The sequence below is a fragment of the Rhodopseudomonas sp. AAP120 genome, from assembly GCF_001295845.1.
Taxonomy (GTDB): domain Bacteria; phylum Pseudomonadota; class Alphaproteobacteria; order Rhizobiales; family Xanthobacteraceae; genus Rhodopseudomonas.
Window position 1 is genome coordinate 1 of sequence record NZ_LJIC01000011.1, and the last position, 19,354, is coordinate 19,354.

Sequence of the window (19,354 nt, forward strand, 5' to 3'; positions counted from 1 at the left end):
GGCGAGCACAGTGCCCGCGGCCCCCCCACCCCCGACCCCTCCCCGCAAGGGGGAGGGGAGTTGGCGTCGCCCGTCGCCACCTTCCGCGCGTCATGCGGGCTTGCTAGCTTTGTGCGGCCGTTCGCGAACGCGCGGGGGCTCCGGATCGCTCATCATGATGGCCTGCGCGTCTGCTTTGGTCCGCATTGCCTTCGTCGCCGCGCTGGCGATTCTCGCTGGCGTCGGTGTCGCGTCCGCGCAGCAGCCGGGCGCCGGCGCCAATCCACCCGAACCGCCGCCGTCCATCCAGCCGTCCCAAATCCAGCCGTCCCGAATCCAGCCCCAGCCGATCCAGCCGCCGCCCGGCGTTACTCCCGTTCAGTTCGCCTCGTTCGATGGCGTCACCACGCTGACTGCTTATCTCGCGCGCCCCGAGGGCGATCAGAAGCGGCCGGCGGTGGTGATGCTGCATGGCTGCTCGGGGCTGATCAATCCGCGCGGGCGGTTCTTTCAGCTGTATCCGGCGTGGCTGCGCACCCTCACCGAGCAGGGCTATGTGGTGCTGGTGGTCGACAGCGCGACGCCGCGCGGCTTCGGTCAGACCTGCAGCGCCGGCGAGAAGCGGCGCACCATGCTGCGCGACCGGCCGAAGGACGCCTATGCGGCGCTGGCCTGGCTGCAGGCGCAGCCGTTCGTGCGCGCCGACCGTGTCGCGCTGATCGGCTGGTCGCAGGGCGGCGGCATCGTGCTGCTCAGCATCAACGACCGCAGCATCGGCCGCCCCGCCGATCTGAAAACCGATTTCGCCGCTGCGGTGGCGTTCTATCCCGGCTCCTGTTCGGAGAAACTGCAGAGCGCGCCCTACACCCGCGTGCCGCCGCATGGCTGGACCGCGCAGGTGCCGCTGCTGGTGCTGTTCGGCGAGGCCGATGTCTGGACCGAGCTGGCGCCGTGCCGCGACTTCCTCGAGGCCGCCAAGGCGCGCGGCAACGCTATCGAGCTGATCAGCTATCCGAACGCCGTGCACGCCTTCGACGCCCCCAAGCTGCCGCGCACCGAACTGCCGCAATACCGCGCCCCCGACGGCCGCATCCCGGTCGTCGCCACCGACCAGGCCGCCCGCGCCGACGCGCTGTCCCGCGTCGCGGCGTTCCTCGGTCGCCGGCTGGCGGAGTAGTTCGAATCCTGGATGCAGCGCAGAGCAATCCGGGACCGGCCGATTTGCCAATATGGCTTGGGCTTCCTGACGCCTACTCTCTGTGGATTGCCCTATCTGAATTTCGAGGCTTCGCCGTGCCGACGATTGCCTGGTTCTACGGTATTGCGATCAGGATGTATGTCCGCGATCACCCGCCGCCGCACGTCCATGCCATCTATGGCGAGCACGAAGCATTTGTTGCGATCGAAACAGGAGAGGTCATCGAGGGGCGCCTTCCGGCTGCCGCGGCGAGACTCGTCAAGGACTGGGCACTGGCGCGGCGCCAGCAATTGCGTGATAATTGGGATCTTGCGCGAGCAGGCGAACAACCCGAAAGGATTGCGGGCCTCGATGCTGACTAAGGTCATCCATCTGGACAAACTCGGCCGCCACCGGCTGCGGGTGCGGTTCAATGACGGCAGCGAAGGCGTCCATGACTTCGCCACCGACGTTGCTGCGCCCGGAGCGCTGCTGGCGCCGCTGCGCGACGAGGCTTACTTCGCCCGAGTGTTTCTAGACTTTGGCGCCCCGACCTGGCCCAATGGTTTCGACATCGCTCCCGAATGGCTGCGCCGGGAAATGGAACGTGCCGGTGAACTCACCCGCGTTGCCGCGGAGTAAGACGAGACCTAGGCTGCTTCGGAAGGCGGGCGGTCCCGATGCCGACGAATGACTGGCCGATGGACGAGGTGTTGCGCCTCAAGGCACTCGACGAGCGACGTCTGGCTGCGCTTCACCGACGGCTGCGAAGGCGTGCGTGATCTGTCGGATCTGCTGAATGCCGATGGCCCGATGCTGGCGCCGCTGCGCGATCCGGCGTTCGTCGCCCGCGCCTTCGTCGAGATGGGCGCACACGTTCCCATGGCGTGGCGCAGCCCGTCCTCGATCCGTGCCGTGTCGACCGATCCGTCCTACCGGCTGATGGCCGTTCAGCCCAACAAGTGGTTCGAGGAGTCCGACGACCATTCCGACTTCGTCAAGGCGCTCGCCGAGGTGCGGCGTCTCGGGACGCGGGAAGGTTGGTGTTATCACCACGTCCAGGCCATCCTGCTGTCGATCGACCAATACGCCGAAAGCGCGCTCGGCAACCGCGAGTACTTCTGGAACAAGCCGCACGGCATCCGATAGCGCCAGCGCAGAACGGCCCTCCGCCGTGCGACCGACATCCACTCCGCGCCCACCCCAAGCCGCAGCGCGCCCCCTCTCCCGCTTGCGGGAGAGGACTGGGGTGAGGGCGACACGAGCACGGACGCGGAAAGTCTGGACGCGGCCGCAGCGCGTATCTTCGGAGCCAGCGGCGTCGCCTCGTAGGGCGGGTTAGGCGAAGCCGTAACCCACCGCTCCGATCGCGGCGGATTACGCATTCGGCTAATCGCCCTACGAGCTACGAGCTACGCTCGCTATACCCACAGCTATAGGCGGAGGTTCGTGAGAGCGTCGCCGATCAGACGGATCGGGATTAAAGGAGTCTTCCATCTCGCCTTCTTAGCTAACCGAAGAATCATCGGTTCAAAATCAGTTCCCGCTGCTTTCGCGATCACATCGGTTGCGATTTCAATCTCTTTGTTTGCACTCGAATAAGTCAGGGGAACATAGAATAAGCCGTGCGATGCGTTAGCGAGCAACTGCCCCAGCGCATTCAAGTCCAATCTGATCCGTTTCCCCGAACTTAAGCTGTAGATGGTCGAGCCGGCTATTGCGGCCCGTATGCCTTCGCTGCCAACTTGAAAAATTTGTATTGGTGATCCAGTCTCCATGAATTGGCGCATTTTATGAATTGAGATGCTTGTAAGGCAGTTCGCGATTAGTGAGCGAGCGAGGCCTTGACTGCCGGAAGCCGACAGTTCAGCGGCTATACAATTCATAATAGCTAAGCAGGAATCGTACCTCTTTGAATCAAGTAGGCGGGCAATAAGATATTCGTCAGCAGGCACTTTGTTTTCTCTCATATAAAAGTAATGTGTGTAAATTGTGCTTGGATGCCTGCTATGTCGTCCAGGATCGCTTATTTCTTTAGCGATGTTCCTGTCAGTTGCGCAAACTTCTATTACGCGAGGGCTGATTTGTCCAAGGTCTCCTAAAAGGCCCTGCCGAAGGTGTGAAACTCCTCGTGGGGTGCCACTTTCAGAGGGTGGGCCTTCTTCTATGAAGGTCAGAATTTCACTATTTATGACTTCCATAAATTCTCTGTACGATCCTAGTTTGAATGATCCAGATTCGAAATAGTTCGCAATCAGGAATTCTAGGTAGCTTTTGTGGGGGAAGTAGTAAAACCTCTTAGCTTTGCTGCCCAGTACACCCGATTGATTAATAGGCTCGATTACAGAGCCAACGATTGCCTCTCGTATTGCCGTTATTGTTGTTTTTCCAGTTTTGATGGCGGACGGAATAATATCAATCGGAACTTCCTCTGCTTCGAAGCGGTTTTCCTTCTTTACGTTTAAGAGCCACCAGGCGATAGCCTGCATGAACTCTGCTCTCGGGTCATTGTCCGCTCGATCGTCTAAGAGCGGATTTGGTGGAAGCTTGCGAGCTGCTTTTCGAGACTCTCTTGAGATGAAGCCGTATATAAATCGCCGATATAACTCGTAGCGGTTGATTAGTTCGTTGGAGGACAAGCATTCGTCTATAATCTTTGTGAACATGCTGAGTTGTACGGGGCGTGCGAGTAGGCCGTCATCCCCGTCGGGAATTTTCTGTAGTAGAATGTTATAGTTCCTCTGCTCTGTAGGACTGAGTGTCGCGCCGCGCTTTCTTAGAAATGCGTCAAGATAACCAACGATTTCATCTCGCGAAAAGAAGGCGACCTCGACTTTAGCTAGCTTCTTAAGTTGCTCATTTTTGGCGTCGAACAGAGAGCCAAGTATCGCTTCCTCTTCGGAATTTGTCAGGAAGGAGTCGGGTCTACCCAGGATTATGATTTTGGCTCTGTCGCCAAATAGGGGCTTCATCTCTTCAAAAGTATAGACAAAATCGTCGATAGCCATTGCGTGGCGCATCTCATCGAAGCCATCTAAAATCAGTAGGTATTGCCCCTGCCGATTCATTTCCAGAAAATAACCAAATGAGAAATCTTTGACCGAGGCGCCTCCTTCTCCGCTGCTTAGCGCGGAGCAAATAAGCGCGGTTAAATCTTGTTTTGAATACATTCCCCCTAACGCTATGCGAATAGGTATTCTATCGAATTGCCCTTTCTGATATTCTTCGGAAAGAACGCTGGCTAAATGGAGGCTAAATGTTGTCTTCCCCAGTCCGTAACCACCGTAGATCATCAGTCCGGTCTTGTTTGACTTTATCCAATCGCGGACTTCGGCGAGCAATGTCTTGTTGCTACCTTTGACGCGGGTGTGAACATAGCTCTTCGAGACATCGTCGTGTTCGTAAACGAGAGTGTTGTTTCTCAGTAGCGCGCTGAAATTCATTAATGATGCGCAGAATTCGCCGTAAGTTGAGTATCTAACGTGCGGCAAATTATCCAATGTTGATCGCGGAGATCCTGACAACGGTTCGCGCCCCACAATCCAAAGATTGTCGATCTCTCTTGAGGCAAGGGATGGCTGGTAGAGGTTTGCGATCGAGGCAAGGTTTTGGCTTGTAAGTCGGCCAGCCCAATCCTTTGCCTCAATCGCTATCGGTCGCTCAAAGGTTGGATTGGTGTCGTCTATAAAAAATACATCGGCTGTAGTTGCCGTCAGCCGTTTCTCCACCCAAACTCTCTGATACTTAATTCTGAGCAATGCTGCTATTCTGTCTCGAAGATCGTCTCCTGGCAGTTCCATAAGGCACCCTGTATTATTCATTTTCGTCCGTATCTGAAGCAATGCATACTGACGAATATCAAGGTGGTCGGCAATTAGTGTGCAACCATTGTCTAACGCCCATACCATTTTCTGGCGCTGTTCTCCGCGCTTCAACTTCTCCGCCGCGACCACAATGATAGTTTGCTAGCGCTTCGCAAAATCCGCTACTGAGGGATCGACGGCGATCTTCTTGACAATCCTCTGCGTCGAGCTTATATTCCTATCCATCCCGCTCCACTCCCGAGGGGCGGCTCGCGATCGTCACTTGTCGCGGGGCGGGGTGCGGTGGACGCGGCAGCGTCGGCGCGGAGGAAGGCGGCAGGGGGCCGCGAGGCAGGAGGTCCGCAGGGCCTGGCCTCGGGGTCTATGGAGCCGCCGACCAAAGCGCGGACGACGACGCTGTGCGGTGCGGGCCGGGGCGGAGATGCGCCCCATCTGCATCGCCTTTGCGCGCCGGCCCAAGTCGTGTGGTCCTGACGCCCGTCGCTGGCGTCAAGGGACGGAGCGCCTGCACGCCGACCGGCCGCAGGAGTCAAAGGTCCGGACGTCCGCGTCCGCTCCGCTCAGTCCCGACGGTGACGAACCCAAGCGTATCAATCGCCACCGGGGAGAGCACGAAGCAAGCCGGAAGCCTCACCGCGTGCGGAACGCCGGACGACCGGTGCTTTCGTAGTGACTAACTCATGCGCTTTTTGCTTTGCGCATGAGGCTGCGGACGCATCGCGCGTCCGGCGTTCCGCGCGCCCTCGGTTCGGGCGCGGCGCCAAGGGGCAGGGCCCCGCGGCAGATGGGCTAACGGCGTCCCCCGCGCCGTCCAAACAACAGGGGCGATGACGCATGTCCGCAGGCAGCCGGAACGAGGGAGCGCCGCCATGGCCGCGATCGCCTGTCCTTTTGGTTCCGTTTCGGCCATAACTGTCGCAGATGGGCACGAATCCGCAGAGCCTGCTTTGGCGCGTCTGAAAGTCTGGGACATCATTCACGCCACCCGGCGGCTGCGCTCGCTCGGGCTGGTCGGCGATCTCGCCGCGGTGGTGGCGACCGCGCTGGCGCTGCTGCTGCGCTTCCTGACCGATCCGGCGCTGCCGCCCGGCTTTCCCTATCTGACGTTCTTTCCGGCGGTGGTGCTCACCACCTTCTTTTTCGGCCTGCGCGCCGGCATCGTCTGCGGCGTGCTGAGCGGGCTGGCGGCCTGGTACTTCTTCATCCCGCCGTTCTTCAGCTTCAATCTGGGCGGCCCGACCACGATCGCGCTGGGGTTCTATGTGGTGATCATCGCGGTCGACATCGCGCTGATCCACATCATGCATCTGGCCGCCGCGCGGCTGCGCGAAGACGCCGAGGAAACCGCGCGGCTGTACCAGCAGCAGCGCACCATGTTCCAGGAGCTGCAGCACCGCGTCGCCAACAACATGCAGTTCGTCTCGGCGATGCTGCGGCTCTACAAGAAGCGCGCCGGCGACGATCCGGCCGCGATGCTGACCGCGCTCGACGACGCGCGGGTGCGGCTCGACACCATGTCGCGGATCCACCGCTATCTGTACGACCCGGCCAGCGTCACCCGCCCGGTCGGCGCGTTCTTCGAGGATCTGTGCGCCGATCTGCTCGAGGCGGCCGGCGCCGAGCACGTCCGCGTCACCGTCGACATGCCGCCGGTGCGGTTCGATCTGACGCGGCTGACGCCGCTGTCGCTGATCGTGGTCGAAGTGATCACCAACGCGCTGAAGCACGCCTTCCCGGACGGCCGCGGCACCATCGCGCTGCGGCTGGTGCAGGACGAAGGCCGCATGGTGCTGACCGTCGCCGACGACGGCAAGGGCATGACGCCGGGCGCCGTGCCCGGCGAGGGCGGCAGCCTGGGGCTGAAGATCGTCAACAACCTCGCCAGCCAGATCGGCGGGACGATCAGCTACGAGACCGGGCGGGGCACCACGGCGCGGATCGCGTTCGACGCGGCCTGATCGAAACGGCACGCCGCGGCGGGCGGCTCCGCGCTATCATCGCGGCGCTCCGATTGCTCTGACCAACCCATTTCAAGGAGACCGCGCATGCCCCAGATGCTCACGCCCGTCTCGTTCGCCGATCCCGAAGCCCCCGCCGCCGGCGGCGGCAGCGGCCCGCTGTCCGGCGGCGTCGCCCAGGTGATCAATCCGTGGCGCTGGTTCACCAGCGTGTTCGGCAATCAGGTCAGCCTGTTCCAGATCAACCTCGGCCGCTCCACGGCGCCGGACACCGAAGCCCGGATTCTCGACGAGGTCGGCTCCTACGGCCGCCAGCTCGGCCGCATCGGCGACGCGCTCGAGGTGCTGGTGAAGGAGTTTCCGCGTGAAGGCCTCAGCGACCACGCCGTCGCGGCGCTGGAAGACTTTTCGGCGCAGATGCGGGAGATCAAGCGGGTGAAGGAGAAGCAGCGGGCTTCGTCACGCTGAGCCAGCGAGGCCGATGCCGTGCGGCGCACCGCAGCGGCCACGTCCCGGCCGTGCCCGGCTCCTCGTCACGACGAGCCGGCACGGAGCAGGCGCGGCTCAGCGCTTCTTCACAAATACGGTGCCGGCCGAGTAGCCGGCGCCGAACGAGCAGATCAGGCCGAGGTCGCCTTGCGTGAGGTCATCCGAGGTCTTGTGGAAGGCGATGATCGAGCCGGCCGACGAGGTGTTGGCATAATCGTCGAGGATGATCACATTCTCCTCCGGCGTCGGATCGCGACCCAGCACCTTGCGGCCGATGATCTCGTTCATATTGATATTGGCCTGGTGCAGCCACATCCGCTTCAGCCCATGCGGATCGATGCCGAGCTCGCGGGCGTGCTCGATGATCATCTCGGAGACCAGCGGCACCACTTCCTTGAACACTTTCCGCCCCTGCTGCACGAACAACTTGTCGACATTGTCGCGCCCTTCCGGCGCGGCACGGTTGAGGAAGCCGGCATTGTTGCGGATGTTGTTGGAGAACTGCGTCTTCAGCCGGGTGCCGAGAATGTCCCAGCCTTCCTGCGCATCGTCGGCGCGCTCGACGATCGCCGCGGTGGCGACGTCGCCGAAGATGAAGTGACTGTCGCGGTCGCGGAAGTTGAGATGGCCCGAGCAGATCTCCGGATTGACCATCAGCACCGCATCGACCGAGCCGCCGCCGACGAAGTCCGCCGCGGTCTTCAGTCCGAAGGTCGCCGACGAGCAGGCGACATTCATGTCGAACGCGAAGCCGCCGAGGCCGAGCGCGGCCTGCACCTCGATCGCCATCGCCGGATAGGCGCGCTGCATGTTGGAGCAGGCGCACAGCACCGCGCCGATCTTCTCGCGCGGCTTGCCCCAGCGCGCGATCGCTTGTTCAGCCGCCTTGACGGCGATCTCGGCCAGGATCGAGATTTCCTCGTTCGGCCGCTCCGGGATCACCGGGCGCATGACCGCCGGATCGATGATGCCGGGCTTGGCAACGACGTAGCGCGACTTGATGCCCGAGGCTTTCTCGATGAATTCGGACGACGACGGCGCAAGCGGCTCGACCGAGCCGGCGGCGATCGCGTCGGCATGGGCCGCGTTGAAGTTCGCCACATAGGTGTTGAAGGCCTCGACCAGCTCCGCGTTGGAAATGCTGTCGGGCGGGGTGTAGAGGCCGGTCGCGGCGATGACGGCAGGGCGCACGGAAAGCTCCGGTCACGAAGGCTGAGTGAGAGGACCGCCGGCCGAAAGCGATCCGTCGCGCCCCGCCGGATCCGACGCCGAACGGCCGCCGTCTTCTTTGACGCCGGACAAAAGGCGGCAGCGGCCGGATCGTCCGTTGGTCGAGCGCGGTCGCGGGCAGGGCGCGCAGGCGTTCTGGCCGGCGCGGGCCGATGCGGTATGAAACGGCCTGCGGCGAAACACAAGCAGATTGCCCACCAAACAGGCGCTAAAATGCGCTGCAGTGCGGCCGTTCAGGGCGGGTTCAAGGAGATTGACGATGCGATCCGGACATCTGCTCGACCCGCTGCCGCCGGCCGGCCCCGACGAAGCGCTCGATACCCTGCTGGCCCGCGGCGGCGTCCGCATCGAGCGCATCGTTTCGTTCGGCCAGTCGAGCCCCGAGGACTTCTGGTACGACCAGGCCGAGGACGAGTTCGTGCTGCTGGTGTCCGGCTCGGCGACGCTGCGCTTCGACGACGGCCGCGACGTGACGCTGACCCCCGGCGTCTGGGTCGACATCCCCGCGCACTGCCGCCACCGCGTCGAGGCGACGGCGGAGGGAGAGGCGACGGTGTGGCTGGCGATGTTCTGGCCGGGCGGGACACAAGCGACGACGTAGCGTGACGGCGTGTGTAGTAATCGCTGGGTAGCGCGCGCCCGGCGATGACTACGCCTCACCGCACTCGGCGTCGAATCGCCGGGGCGAGCGCGCGCAATGACGTGGACCTGATGAGGCGCCGTCCGGCCCTGACAGATCGATCTGTCACTTGGCGAAACACCGGCTGTGACGCGGTGAAACAGTCCGCCGTTCGGCGCGCGACGCGAAGCAATTCCACGTCCTCATCGCCGGAACGATCACCCGCGCAATCGATTAGGCAGGCAGGCTGGGCGATCGGATAGCAGAGGGAGATTCAATCATGGCAGGCCAACTCGATGGCAAGCGCGTGCTCATTCTCGCCACCAACGGCTTCGAGCAGGCGGAACTCGAAACGCCACGCGATCGACTCAAGGCGGCGGGTGCGCAGGTCGACATCGTCTCGCCCGAGCAGGGCGAGATCAAAGGCTGGGACGTCAAGGACTGGGGTCGGCCGGTGAAGGTCGACAAGCAACTCGGCTCGGTAAAGGCGGACGATTACGACGCCATCGTGCTGCCGGGCGGGCAGATCAATCCCGATCTGCTGCGCGTCGATCAGGACGCGCTGAAGCTGATCAAATCGTTCTTCGACGCCGGCAAGACCGTCGCGGCGATCTGCCATGCGCCGTGGCTGCTGATCGACACCGGCATCGCCAAGGGACGCAAGATGACGTCCTACAACTCGATCAAGCAGGACGTGATCAACGCCGGCGCCAAGTGGGAAGACAGCGCGGTGGTCACCGACAACGGCGTCATCACGTCGCGCAACCCGGGCGACCTCGAGGCGTTCTCCAACAAAATCATCGAGGAAATCCGCGAAGGCCGTCACCAGCGCAAGGCGGCGTAACGTCGACGCTTTTCCTCAGCTCGAAGACGAAAAAACCGCGCCGGTTGATCGGCGCGGTTTTGGTATGAAGAGGAGACGGATGGGCGCCGCGTAGGTTCGCGAGGGCCGGTCGTGCGCCGTCGACTTGCGGCGACGCTCAGCCCTGCAGCCGGCGATGCCGTTGCATCACCCGCGCGGTGCTTTCGGCGCGGACCGGGATCGGCTGCAGACCGAGTCCTGCGGGGATCCGCTTGCCGCGGTCGCCGCCGCGCCAGTCGGTGCCCATCGCCATGACGGCCGAGCCCATCGCGGCGCTGCCGAAGGTGATGACGAAGCCGAACAGCAGCAGGCCGAAGGCGGTGCCGGGAGAGGCGTCGGCCAGGATCAGCTCGCGCAGATGCCCGGGGTTCACCCACATCAGCCCGCCGATCAGCAGCATGGCGAGGCAGATCCCCGCCGCCAGATTGATCGCCAGCAGCCGAAACAACGGTTGTCGCAGAAGCGTGCGGGACATGATGCGGTCCTCATTTGTCGGCCAGTCTGCCGAGCAGGCTCGTGTCAGGCAGTCAGTCAAGGCAGTCGGACGACCGGCGATGATCAATCTCGGGAGGCGTTCATCCGCCGATCATGTTGTCTGCCGTCATGATAGCGTTCCGCGAATATGGGACTCCGGGGCGCGCCTCGCAACGGCGATCCGGAAATGCTAGATTCGCCTTATTGTCATAGCAATCCGCATCAATACGCATCCTGAATAATCCCCTTCCGCTCGGAGAACAGCGTCAGATGGTCAACCTGCGTCCCGCCCTCGCCACCTGCGCCGCCATTGCCGCGCTTCTTGCCGCCGCCCCTGCGCAGGCCGCGCGCTGCGGCGGCGATTTCAACACCTTCGTCTCCAGCATCTCGGCCGAAGCCGCGCAGGCGGGAATTTCGCAGGACGTGATCTCGCAGGCGCTCGGCGGCGTGACGCCCGATCCGGCGGTGCTGGCGTTCGATCGCCGCCAGCGCGGCACGTTCAACAAGACCTTCGAACAGTATGTCTCGACCCGGGTCGGAGCTGGCCGGATCAAGACCGGCAAGGCGATGATGCTGCGCCACGCCTCGCTGCTGTCGCGGATCGAGCAGCGCTTCGGCGTGCCGCCGCAGATCCTGGTGGCGATCTGGGGGCTGGAGTCTGATTTCGGCAAGGGCGACATGGGCAAGCTGCCGGTGTTCCGCGTCCTCGCCACGATGGCGCACGACTGCCGTCGCACCGAGCTGTTCCAGGGCGAATTGCTGGCGGCGCTGAAGATCGTCGATCGCGGCGACCTGCCGCTGCGCGACATGATCGGCGCCTACGCGGGCGAACTCGGACAGACCCAGTTCCTGCCGTCGTCCTACATCAAATACGGCGTGGACTTCGACGGCAACGGCCATGTCGACCTGCGCCACAGCGTGCCGGACGTACTGGCCTCGACCGCCAATCTGCTGAAGACCAACGGCTGGAAGGCCGGCGGCTCCTACGAAGAGGGCACGCCGAATTTCGAAGCGATGCGTGAATGGAATCGCGCGCTGGTCTATCGCAAGACGATCGCTTACTTCGCCGATCAACTCGCCGGGCAATAGCCGGCGCCGGCCGCGAGGCCGGCGTGACGCTTACTTGCCGGCCTGGACCACGCGCTTGATCTGATCGAGCGTGAAGGTCTGGGCACCGATCGACAGCAGCGGCGGCGATTTCGACAGATCGACCGAGCTGATAGTGCCCTGGATCTGGGTCGAAACCGTCGCGGTCTGGCCTGCCGCGTCGGTCGCGACGATCGACAGCGAGTAATCGCCCTCCGGCCATTTGGTGCCGTCGTTGCCGCGGCCGTCCCAGGTGAAGCCCTGATTGTTGCCGGCATTGAGGGTGAACTTGCCGGTGTACACCGTCTGCCCGGTCGAGCTCTGGATCGCCACCTGGGCGCTCACGGGCTTCTCGGTCGATAGCGACCAGCCGGCGGTCTTGCCGTCGAAATGCGATTTGCTGCCGTCCACCACCGCATTGGCACCGACGAAATTGATCGCCTGCGACGCCTGCGCCGTGGTCTGCAATTTCAGCAGCGACGCCAGCGTCTCGTTGCCCTTGAGCTGCTGTTCGACACCGGCGAACTGCACCAGTTGCTGGGTGAACTGATTGGTATCGAGCGGGTCCATCGGGTTCTGGTTCTTCAGCTGCGTGGTCAGCAGCGTCAGGAACGTCTGGAAATTGTCCGCAATGCCCGGGCTCGACTTTCCCGACGAGCCCGAACTGCTCGGGGTGTAGTTGGCGTTGGGTGCCGAATACGGCGTCGTCGCATTGGTTGCATCGACCGACATGATGGCGACCTCCTCAGATCTTGATATCGACGCCGCCGCTCGCACCGAGCATGCGACCGTAGCTGCGCCCGGCGGGTATCGCGGGGGGCAGGTCCTCGTCCTTGATGACCAGCCGCTGCGCGTGCCGGCCGCTGTCCTGCTGCTGGCCCTGCTGACCTGACGACGACTGGTCGCGCAGGCTGAATTGCAGGCCACTGTCGCCGGTCTTGAGGCCGGCATTGTCGAGCGCGCGCTGCAGCTGGGTCTGGTCCTGGCGCAGCATCGCCAGCGTTTCGGGTTTCTCGACGGTGAGATGCGAGGTGACCTGGCCGTGGCGGTCGACTTCGATGCGGACGTCGATGCGACCGAGTTCGGCGGGGTCGAGCCGGATGTCGAACCGGCTGGCACCGGCATTGGCGCGCGCCGCAATCGTGACGGCGAGATCCTGCACCGCGACCGGAACGTTGGTGGCGAGCGCGGCGGTGAGCTGCGGCGCCGCGGCGGTCTGCTGTGTGAGGGTAGAGGCCTGCAGCGGCTGCGCCGCCTGCACAGGCGGCTGCAGCGCGCTCGGATCCGGTGCGGCCAGCGCCGTGGCGTCGGCATGGTGCTGATGGGGGGCGGGCTTCGGCTGCGCGTTGAGCTGATCGACGGCGTTTCCGGTCGCCGTAGTGGCGCTCGCCTGGTCGTCCTGCGGCTTCGCGGCAGCGGTCTGCGTCTGGCCCTGCGGCGCGCCGGTGGCGGGCGTGGCGTCCGTGGTCACCGGCGTCTTGATGGTCGCAGCCGGATCGGTCTTGGTCGTCGCCTCTGCGGTCTTGCCGGCGTTCGGCTGAGCCGCCAGCAACGCGAGCTTGGGATCGGTGGTGACGCCGGTGGCCGTCGCTGCGGCGGCCGTGGACGTTGTGCCGGCTTCGGCTGGCTGTGCGCTTGCCGCGAGGTCGGCGATCGTGGCCTGCGCCTTCAGCGCGGCGGCCGCGGCGATGGTGAGCGGTCCGGCACTGGCGGCCGCGTCGGCGGTGCCTTCCGTCGGGGTGCCCGTCGCTGTCGCAGGCGTCGTCGGCACAACGGTCGGGACGACCACGGCCGGCACCACCGGCTGGGTGGCGGCAGCGGTGCCGTCGGCCGGCTGGGTCTGGTCCGCCGTCTTGGTGTCCGAGCCGTCCTTGCTGTCGGCCGCTTTAGCGCCATCGGCCGGCTTGCTGTCGTCGCCCTTGGCGGCCTTGCCGTCCTTGCCGGGTTTCGTCGGCGCAGCCGAATTGGATTGAGGCGCATCGTTCCGGCTCGGCTGCGGAGCCGAGTTGTCGGTGCTGCTGTCGCGCGGGCGGCTCTGGTCGGCTGAGTCGCTGCGCCGCGGGCGGGCGGTGCGATCGTCCGCTGCGTTGGCCGTGCGGGTGTCGGGCGCCGGGGCGGGTTGAGAGCTGGCGGCATTGGCGGTGTTGCTGTCGACCAGCGACGCAAAGCTTTCGGTCGGCGCCGCCCGATCCTGGCGGGGCGCGCTCCGCTGGGCCGGGGGTGCGGTCGCGGCGATGTCCGAAGATGCGTTCAACACAGGCATGCTCTCACAACTGTTCCGCGGCTTTCTCAGCAAGGAGCGGGCCACCTGCGAGAAGGCAAAATAGCTGAACAATATCAATGCGGCTGGCGCCAGAGCGGGGCGAGCCTGAACGCCGGTCGCGGCGCGCTTTCTGCCCGCCCGGCAAGAATTGCCCGAGCCTTCCGGGAAACCCGGAGCCCGCGCATTGCGCCCCCGAAACGCCGCCTATATTAAAGAACCAGCACCATCGAAGTTTGCGGAAACTGGTTTTGCGGCTTCCGGAACAGGCGGAAGGAATGGTCGCGTCGGCACTCCCCGCGACCGCAGCGTATGACTGACACCATGCTCAACAGCCTGGATCTGGAAGGCCGCCCGCAGGACACCCGCGTGGTGGTGGCGATGTCGGGCGGCGTCGATTCGTCGGCGACGGCGGCGCTGCTGAAGTCGCAGGGCTACGACGTCGTCGGCATCACGCTGCAACTCTACGACCATGGCGCTGCGATGCACCGCAAGGGCGCCTGCTGCGCCGGCCAGGACATCCACGACGCCCGCATGGTGGCCGAACGTATCGGCATTCCGCATTACGTGCTCGACTACGAAAGCAAGTTCCGCGAGTCGGTGATCGACAGCTTCGCCGACAGCTACGCGTCCGGCGAGACTCCGGTGCCGTGCATCGAATGCAATCGCTCGGTCAAATTCCGTGATCTGCTGGCGACCGCGCGCGAACTGGGCGCGTCGGCGCTCGCCACCGGGCATTACGTCTCGTCGCGCCGCCTGCCGGACGGATCGCGCGCACTGGTCTGCGCCGCCGATCGCGACCGCGACCAGAGCTACTTCCTGTTCGCCACCACGCGCGAACAGCTCGATTTCCTGCGCTTCCCGCTCGGCGACATGACCAAGCCGCAGACCCGCGAACTGGCGCGGCAGTTCGGCCTCTCGGTCGCCGACAAGCACGACAGCCAGGACATCTGCTTCGTCCCGACCGGCCGCTACACGGATATCGTCGAGCGGCTGAAGCCGAACGCGATGGAGCCGGGCGATATCGTCGATCTGGGCGGCCGCGTGCTCGGCAGCCATCCGGGCATCGTACATTTCACCGTCGGCCAGCGCCGCGGCCTCGGCATTGCGTCGCGCGCGCCGCTGTATGTGCTGCGCCTCGACGCCGCGACGCGGCGCGTGGTGGTCGGTCCGCGCGAGGCGCTGCGGATGGAGCGTATCGTGCTGCGCGACGTCAACTGGATCGGTGACGGCGCGCTCCATCAGGCGGTCGGTGACGGTCTTGAACTGTTCGTGCGCGTGCGCTCGACGCGCGCGCCGCAGCCGGCGTGGCTGCGCGCGGCCAATGGCGGCTACGAAGTCGAACTCGTCGCCGGCGAGGAGGGAGTTTCGCCCGGGCAGGCCTGCGTGTTCTACGACGCGGCCGAAGGTCAGGCGCGCGTGCTCGGCGGCGGCTTCATCAAGAGCGCCGCGCCGCGATCGATCGGAGATGCCGCGCGCGAGTCCGTGGAGTCGCCCGCGCTCGCGGCGATGCGCGGTTAGGAATTTCGGGGCAGGTTATGGGGAATGATATCGACCGCGCAGGCGTCGCGAAGGCGTATGCGCGCTGGGCGCCGATCTACGACATGGTGTTCGGCAAGGTGTTCGACAGCGGCCGGCAGTCGACCATCGCGGTGGCGGATGCGATCGGCGGCCGCGTGCTCGACGTCGGCGTCGGCACCGGACTATCGCTGTCGGACTATTCGCCGACCACGAAACTATGCGGCGTCGATATTTCCGAGCCGATGCTCCGCCGGGCACACGAGCGCGTCCGCACGCTGAACCTCACCAACGTCGAAACGCTGGCGGTGATGGACGCCAAGAACCTCGCCTTCCCGGACGGCTTCTTCGACGCGGTCGTGGCGCAATACGTCATCACCGCGGTGCCGGATCCGGAAGCGACGCTCGACGATTTCGTCCGCGTGCTGAAGCCGGGCGGCGAACTGATCCTCGTCAACCACATCGGCGCCGAGAGCGGCCCCCGCAAAGTGTTCGAACTGGCATTCGCGCCGCTGGCGCGGCGGCTGGGCTGGCGCCCGGAGTTTCCGTGGGCGCGATTGGTGAACTGGGCTAAGCGCCACGGCGGCGTGGAACTGGCCGAACGGCGTCCGATGCCGCCGATGGGGCATTTTTCGCTGATCCGCTACCGAAAGCTCTGAGCCGATTTCGGAACTGCGCGGCGGCCCGTCCGTTGTCGCGCATGACCCGGACAATCGCACTCGCATACGCCTGTCTGATGCTGGCTTCGGCGCCCGCCCTGGCGCAGGCGCCGCCGAAGACGCCCGCCAACCCGGCTCAGACGCCGGCGACGCAATGCCCGCCGGGCGCCGCCCGGATCAATCCTCCAGGAACGACAGCGCCCGGCGGGACCACCGGCCAGACGCAGGAGCCGCTCGGCGACAAGCTGGCCCGAACCGATGGGGTGCTGTGTCCGCCGGCTGGCGTCGACCCCGAGATGCACACGCCGGCGCCCGACTCGGGCACAATGCGCGTCATTCCTCCGCCGGGCTCGCCGGGTGGGGACCAGAGCGTGCAGCCGAAGTAGGCCACGACCAATTTGAGGTGGGCTGCGATTGCTTGACAGCGCGCCGCGCGCCTCCTTATATGCCGCGCGTTCGCATCGGTGCCCACAACGGCACTGCCGAACCGCCGTGGCGGGGTAGCTCAGCTGGTTAGAGCACGGGAATCATAATCCTGGGGTCGGGGGTTCAAGTCCCTCTCCCGCTACCATTTTTCCCAGCAAGTTCCTGAAATTGCAGTCCTTCGGCGATTTTTGCTGCGCCAAAGGAATGTATCAGCGATGCATTGGCGCGGGTTTTCTGCAACGAGCGGAGGGCCGCCAGCTGGTTCGTGCCTGTTCACGTCCCTAGAGCCCGGCTTCGTTGACGGCCTCTCGATCCCGACGCCAAACGGTCGCGACCTTTCGTGTGTCATGGGACTGACACCCGGAGCTAGTAGCTATTCGGCGCTAGGTTTGGCGACGGCTTGGCCGCAGCTCATGGCGGGGCGTCGCGTTCGTCGCTGCCGCATCTGATGCGTGCAGAAGATGTGCCGGGCACGTCCATGCGCGATTGGCCGGTCGGCGATGAGAGTGTTGCGGCTGCTCTATGTGGTCATTGTGGCGTTGTGGTCTTTCGGCCCGGCGAGCGCCGAGCCCTTTATCCGGTTTGATATTCCGGCAGCGCCCCTGGACGTCGCGCTCGCAGCCTTCGGCCGCGTCACCAAGGAACAGTTGCTGGTCGATGCCGCTGGCCTCGACGGGCGGCGTTCCAGTCCGGTGATCGGCCGCTTCACGCCGGAGGCGGCGCTGCGGCAGATGCTGGTGGGGACCGGCCTCGGCGTACAAGCGATCGAAGGGCAGGGGTTTGCTGTTGCCGCTGCGGGGAGCCAGGCTGCCGACGAGGTGATCCGCAACGCAGGAGCCGCTTCGCGTTTCACCGCGTTTTCGGCGCTGATCCAAGCGGCGTCGGCCAAAGCGCTCTGCGTTTCGCCCGACACCGCGCCCGGCAGCTACCGGGTGATGGCGCGGCTGTGGATCGGCGGGTCGGGCGTTGTCGAACGAGCCGAGTTGCTGACATCGTCCGGCGACCTCGGCCGCGACGCGCGGTTGACCGACACGTTCCGTCACCTTGGTGTCGGTATCGTCCCGGCCGGATTGCCACAGCCGGTGACCTTGCTGATTACTTCGGAGCGGGCGACGCCCGACTATTGTGCGAAACTGATCGCGTCCGACAAGACGTTGCCGGCACGATGACCGAGAACCCGCTTTCGGCACTGCGCCGCCTCCTGGTCGACGACTATCACGCTCTGCGCGAGCGTCTGGCGCGCCGCTACGGTTCGGCGGATTTCGCCAGCGAACTCCTCCACGATATCTGGCTCAAGCTCGGCCGGGCGCCTGCAGAAGGGGCGGCCGTCGCGGTGCGCAATCCGCGCGCCTATCTGTACCGCGTCGCCATCAATCTCGCCGCCGATCGCGGCCGCTCGGAGCGTGCGCGGCTGTCGACCGCCGAGCTCGACGCGCTGCATCGGCGCGCCTATGAGGATCTCGATCCGGAACGCATCGCCGAGGCGCGGATGGATATGCGGGCGCTGGCGGACGCCATCAACCGGCTGCCGCCGCTGCGTCGCGCCGTCTTCATTGCGGCGCGGCTCGAAGAACGTCCCTATAAGGAAATCGCGGCGCGTCATGGCATATCCGTGCGCGTGGTCGACCGTGAATTGAGCCTCGCACTGGACGATCTCTCCCGGGCGATCGAAAAAGATCGCCACGGCGGTGGGAACGCCGTGCGAAAAACGTCATCGTCATGATGGAACAGATGGACACTCCAGGCGCCGCCTCGACCGCGGAGGCCGCGACGCAGTCGGCGCGAGGCGAAGCGCGAGGCTGGCTGCGGCGCCTGCACGGCGGCGAGGCGACAAGCGACGATGTTGCGGCCCTCGAGCATTGGCGCGCGCAGAGCCCGGCTCACGCCCGCGCCTTTGCCGAAGAGTCCTTGTTCTGGAGCGTGCTCGGCGATGCGGCGCGCCAGGCCGAGCGCGAGCGCGCCGCGCAGCCCGTACGCGCGCGGCTGCCCGCGTCGCGTCGCGACTTTCTGATTGGCGGCACCGCCTTGGCGGCCTCGGCCGCCGCCATCGCGGTTATAAGTCCGCCGCTCGGGCTGTGGCCCTCGGCCGCCGAATGGAGCGCCGATTATCGCACCGCGACTGGCGAACGCCGCCAACTCGATTTGCTGCCGGAATTGTCGCTGGAGCTCAACACCCGCACCAGTCTGGATATCCGCCAGCGCGGCGAAACCGGCGCGGTGCTCGAACTGGTGTCCGGCGAGGCCGCCATCGTTAATCGCGGCGGATCGACGGCCAACGTCACCGTCGTCGCCGGCGCGGGCCGTATCAACGGCCGCGATGCAGCCTTCAATGTCCGCAAGACAGGCGCGGATGTGCGCGTCACCTGCACCAGCGGGCGCGTCGACGTCGATTGTCACCAGCGCACGCGATCGCTCGCGGCCGGCCAGCAATTCGCCTATGGGGCAAGCGATAGTGGAGACATCGTCGCCGCCGATGCGGAGATCGTCACGGCCTGGCAGCGCGGCATGCTGATGTTCCGCCGCGCGCCTCTGTCGGAGGTCATCGAGGAGGTCAACCGCTATCGATCAGGGCGGGTGGTGCTGGTGGATTCGACGCTCGCTCAGCGCCAGATCATGGCCAACTTCCGGCTGGACCGCATCGACGACGTCATCGATTTCATCGCCAAGGGCATGAATTTGCGGGTGCGCACGCTGCCCGGCGGCGTCGTTCTGGTCGGTTGAGCGCGCCTCGCGCTGCGTCGCCGATTTTTAGATTTTTTGTCTGGTCGCGGTGGAAACCGGATTCGGCATCCG

General features: G+C 64.8%; 20 protein-coding genes and 1 tRNA gene. 16 read left to right on the forward strand and 5 right to left on the reverse strand.

Annotated features, from left to right (window positions below):
- The first annotated feature begins 154 nt into the window (after positions 1-154).
- The 4 genes from IP86_RS01040 (at position 155) to IP86_RS29625 (ending at position 2,305) form a co-directional block, all read left to right on the forward strand.
- A complete protein-coding gene (locus IP86_RS01040; RefSeq protein ID WP_082363710.1) occupies positions 155-1,156 on the forward strand; it encodes a dienelactone hydrolase family protein in 1,002 nt (333 codons plus the stop codon).
- 116 nt (positions 1,157-1,272) lie between these two features.
- On the forward strand, positions 1,273-1,539 hold the full coding sequence (locus tag IP86_RS01045) for a DUF4160 domain-containing protein (RefSeq protein WP_054160716.1): 267 nt from the start codon (positions 1,273-1,275) through the stop codon (positions 1,537-1,539).
- Positions 1,529-1,798 carry a DUF2442 domain-containing protein gene (locus IP86_RS01050; protein ID WP_054160717.1) on the forward strand — a complete coding sequence of 90 codons (270 nt, stop codon included), beginning with the start codon at positions 1,529-1,531 and terminating at the stop codon, positions 1,796-1,798. The genes IP86_RS01045 and IP86_RS01050 overlap by 11 nt, the downstream gene beginning before the upstream one ends.
- Positions 1,799-1,846: 48 nt before the next feature.
- The gene (locus tag IP86_RS29625) at positions 1,847-2,305 is read left to right on the forward strand and encodes a hypothetical protein (RefSeq protein WP_349509520.1); all 459 of its coding nucleotides are present in this window, start codon (positions 1,847-1,849) and stop codon (positions 2,303-2,305) included.
- A gap of 284 nt (positions 2,306-2,589) precedes the next feature.
- Here IP86_RS29625 and IP86_RS28395 read toward each other — a convergent pair whose 3' ends face one another.
- Positions 2,590-5,091 carry an NACHT domain-containing protein gene (locus tag IP86_RS28395; protein ID WP_156332346.1) on the reverse strand — a complete coding sequence of 834 codons (2,502 nt, stop codon included), beginning with the start codon at positions 5,089-5,091 and terminating at the stop codon, positions 2,590-2,592.
- 836 nt (positions 5,092-5,927) lie between these two features.
- On the opposite strand from IP86_RS28395, the gene IP86_RS01065 reads away from it, so the two are divergent.
- Together IP86_RS01065 and IP86_RS01070 are read left to right on the forward strand one after the other, a co-directional pair.
- Positions 5,928-6,938, forward strand: a complete 1,011-nt coding sequence (locus tag IP86_RS01065) for a sensor histidine kinase (protein ID WP_245290498.1) — start codon at positions 5,928-5,930, stop codon at positions 6,936-6,938.
- Between the two features lie 87 nt (positions 6,939-7,025).
- Entirely contained in the window at positions 7,026-7,406 is a 381-nt protein-coding gene (locus IP86_RS01070; protein WP_082363714.1) for a hypothetical protein, read from the forward strand.
- Between the two features lie 96 nt (positions 7,407-7,502).
- On the opposite strand, the gene IP86_RS01075 is transcribed toward IP86_RS01070, so the two are convergent.
- Positions 7,503-8,618: a beta-ketoacyl-ACP synthase III gene (locus IP86_RS01075; RefSeq protein ID WP_054160719.1), complete on the reverse strand. Its 1,116-nt coding sequence runs from the start codon at positions 8,616-8,618 to the stop codon at positions 7,503-7,505.
- Between the two features lie 298 nt (positions 8,619-8,916).
- Here IP86_RS01075 and IP86_RS01080 point away from each other — a divergent pair, with 298 nt between their 5' ends.
- On the forward strand, positions 8,917-9,258 hold the full coding sequence (locus tag IP86_RS01080) for a cupin domain-containing protein (RefSeq protein ID WP_054160720.1): 342 nt from the start codon (positions 8,917-8,919) through the stop codon (positions 9,256-9,258).
- Between the two features lie 298 nt (positions 9,259-9,556).
- Entirely contained in the window at positions 9,557-10,120 is a 564-nt protein-coding gene (locus tag IP86_RS01085) for a type 1 glutamine amidotransferase domain-containing protein (RefSeq protein ID WP_054160721.1), read from the forward strand.
- A gap of 136 nt (positions 10,121-10,256) precedes the next feature.
- Here IP86_RS01085 and IP86_RS01090 read toward each other — a convergent pair whose 3' ends face one another.
- Positions 10,257-10,613 carry a hypothetical protein gene (locus IP86_RS01090; RefSeq protein ID WP_054160722.1) on the reverse strand — a complete coding sequence of 119 codons (357 nt, stop codon included), beginning with the start codon at positions 10,611-10,613 and terminating at the stop codon, positions 10,257-10,259.
- A 269-nt stretch (positions 10,614-10,882) separates the two neighbouring features.
- On the opposite strand from IP86_RS01090, the gene IP86_RS01095 reads away from it, so the two are divergent.
- Positions 10,883-11,701 (forward strand): lytic murein transglycosylase, encoded by an 819-nt coding sequence (locus IP86_RS01095; protein ID WP_054160723.1) that lies wholly within the window; start codon positions 10,883-10,885, stop codon positions 11,699-11,701.
- Positions 11,702-11,731: 30 nt separating this feature from the next.
- On the opposite strand, the gene IP86_RS01100 is transcribed toward IP86_RS01095, so the two are convergent.
- The gene (locus tag IP86_RS01100) at positions 11,732-12,430 is read right to left on the reverse strand and encodes a flagellar hook assembly protein FlgD (RefSeq protein WP_054160724.1); all 699 of its coding nucleotides are present in this window, start codon (positions 12,428-12,430) and stop codon (positions 11,732-11,734) included.
- Positions 12,431-12,443: 13 nt separating this feature from the next.
- Positions 12,444-13,961, reverse strand: coding sequence for a flagellar hook-length control protein FliK (locus IP86_RS01105; RefSeq protein ID WP_054160821.1), 1,518 nt, complete (start codon positions 13,959-13,961; stop codon positions 12,444-12,446).
- Between the two features lie 321 nt (positions 13,962-14,282).
- Between IP86_RS01105 and mnmA the strand changes: the two genes are divergently transcribed.
- The 7 genes from mnmA (at position 14,283) to IP86_RS01140 (ending at position 19,282) form a co-directional block, all read left to right on the forward strand.
- The gene (mnmA, locus tag IP86_RS01110; RefSeq protein ID WP_082363723.1) at positions 14,283-15,479 is read left to right on the forward strand and encodes a tRNA 2-thiouridine(34) synthase MnmA; all 1,197 of its coding nucleotides are present in this window, start codon (positions 14,283-14,285) and stop codon (positions 15,477-15,479) included.
- A gap of 17 nt (positions 15,480-15,496) precedes the next feature.
- Positions 15,497-16,135, forward strand: a complete 639-nt coding sequence (locus IP86_RS01115) for a class I SAM-dependent methyltransferase (protein ID WP_054160726.1) — start codon at positions 15,497-15,499, stop codon at positions 16,133-16,135.
- A gap of 41 nt (positions 16,136-16,176) precedes the next feature.
- Entirely contained in the window at positions 16,177-16,521 is a 345-nt protein-coding gene (locus tag IP86_RS01120; RefSeq protein ID WP_054160727.1) for a hypothetical protein, read from the forward strand.
- Positions 16,522-16,629: 108 nt separating this feature from the next.
- A tRNA-Met gene (locus tag IP86_RS01125) sits at positions 16,630-16,706 on the forward strand.
- Positions 16,707-17,070: 364 nt separating this feature from the next.
- Positions 17,071-17,730, forward strand: coding sequence for an STN domain-containing protein (locus IP86_RS01130; RefSeq protein WP_054160728.1), 660 nt, complete (start codon positions 17,071-17,073; stop codon positions 17,728-17,730).
- Positions 17,727-18,284, forward strand: coding sequence for an RNA polymerase sigma factor (locus tag IP86_RS01135; RefSeq protein WP_054160729.1), 558 nt, complete (start codon positions 17,727-17,729; stop codon positions 18,282-18,284). The genes IP86_RS01130 and IP86_RS01135 overlap by 4 nt, the downstream gene beginning before the upstream one ends.
- A gap of 8 nt (positions 18,285-18,292) precedes the next feature.
- Entirely contained in the window at positions 18,293-19,282 is a 990-nt protein-coding gene (locus IP86_RS01140; RefSeq protein ID WP_197279586.1) for a FecR family protein, read from the forward strand.
- The last annotated feature ends 72 nt before the right edge of the window (positions 19,283-19,354 follow it).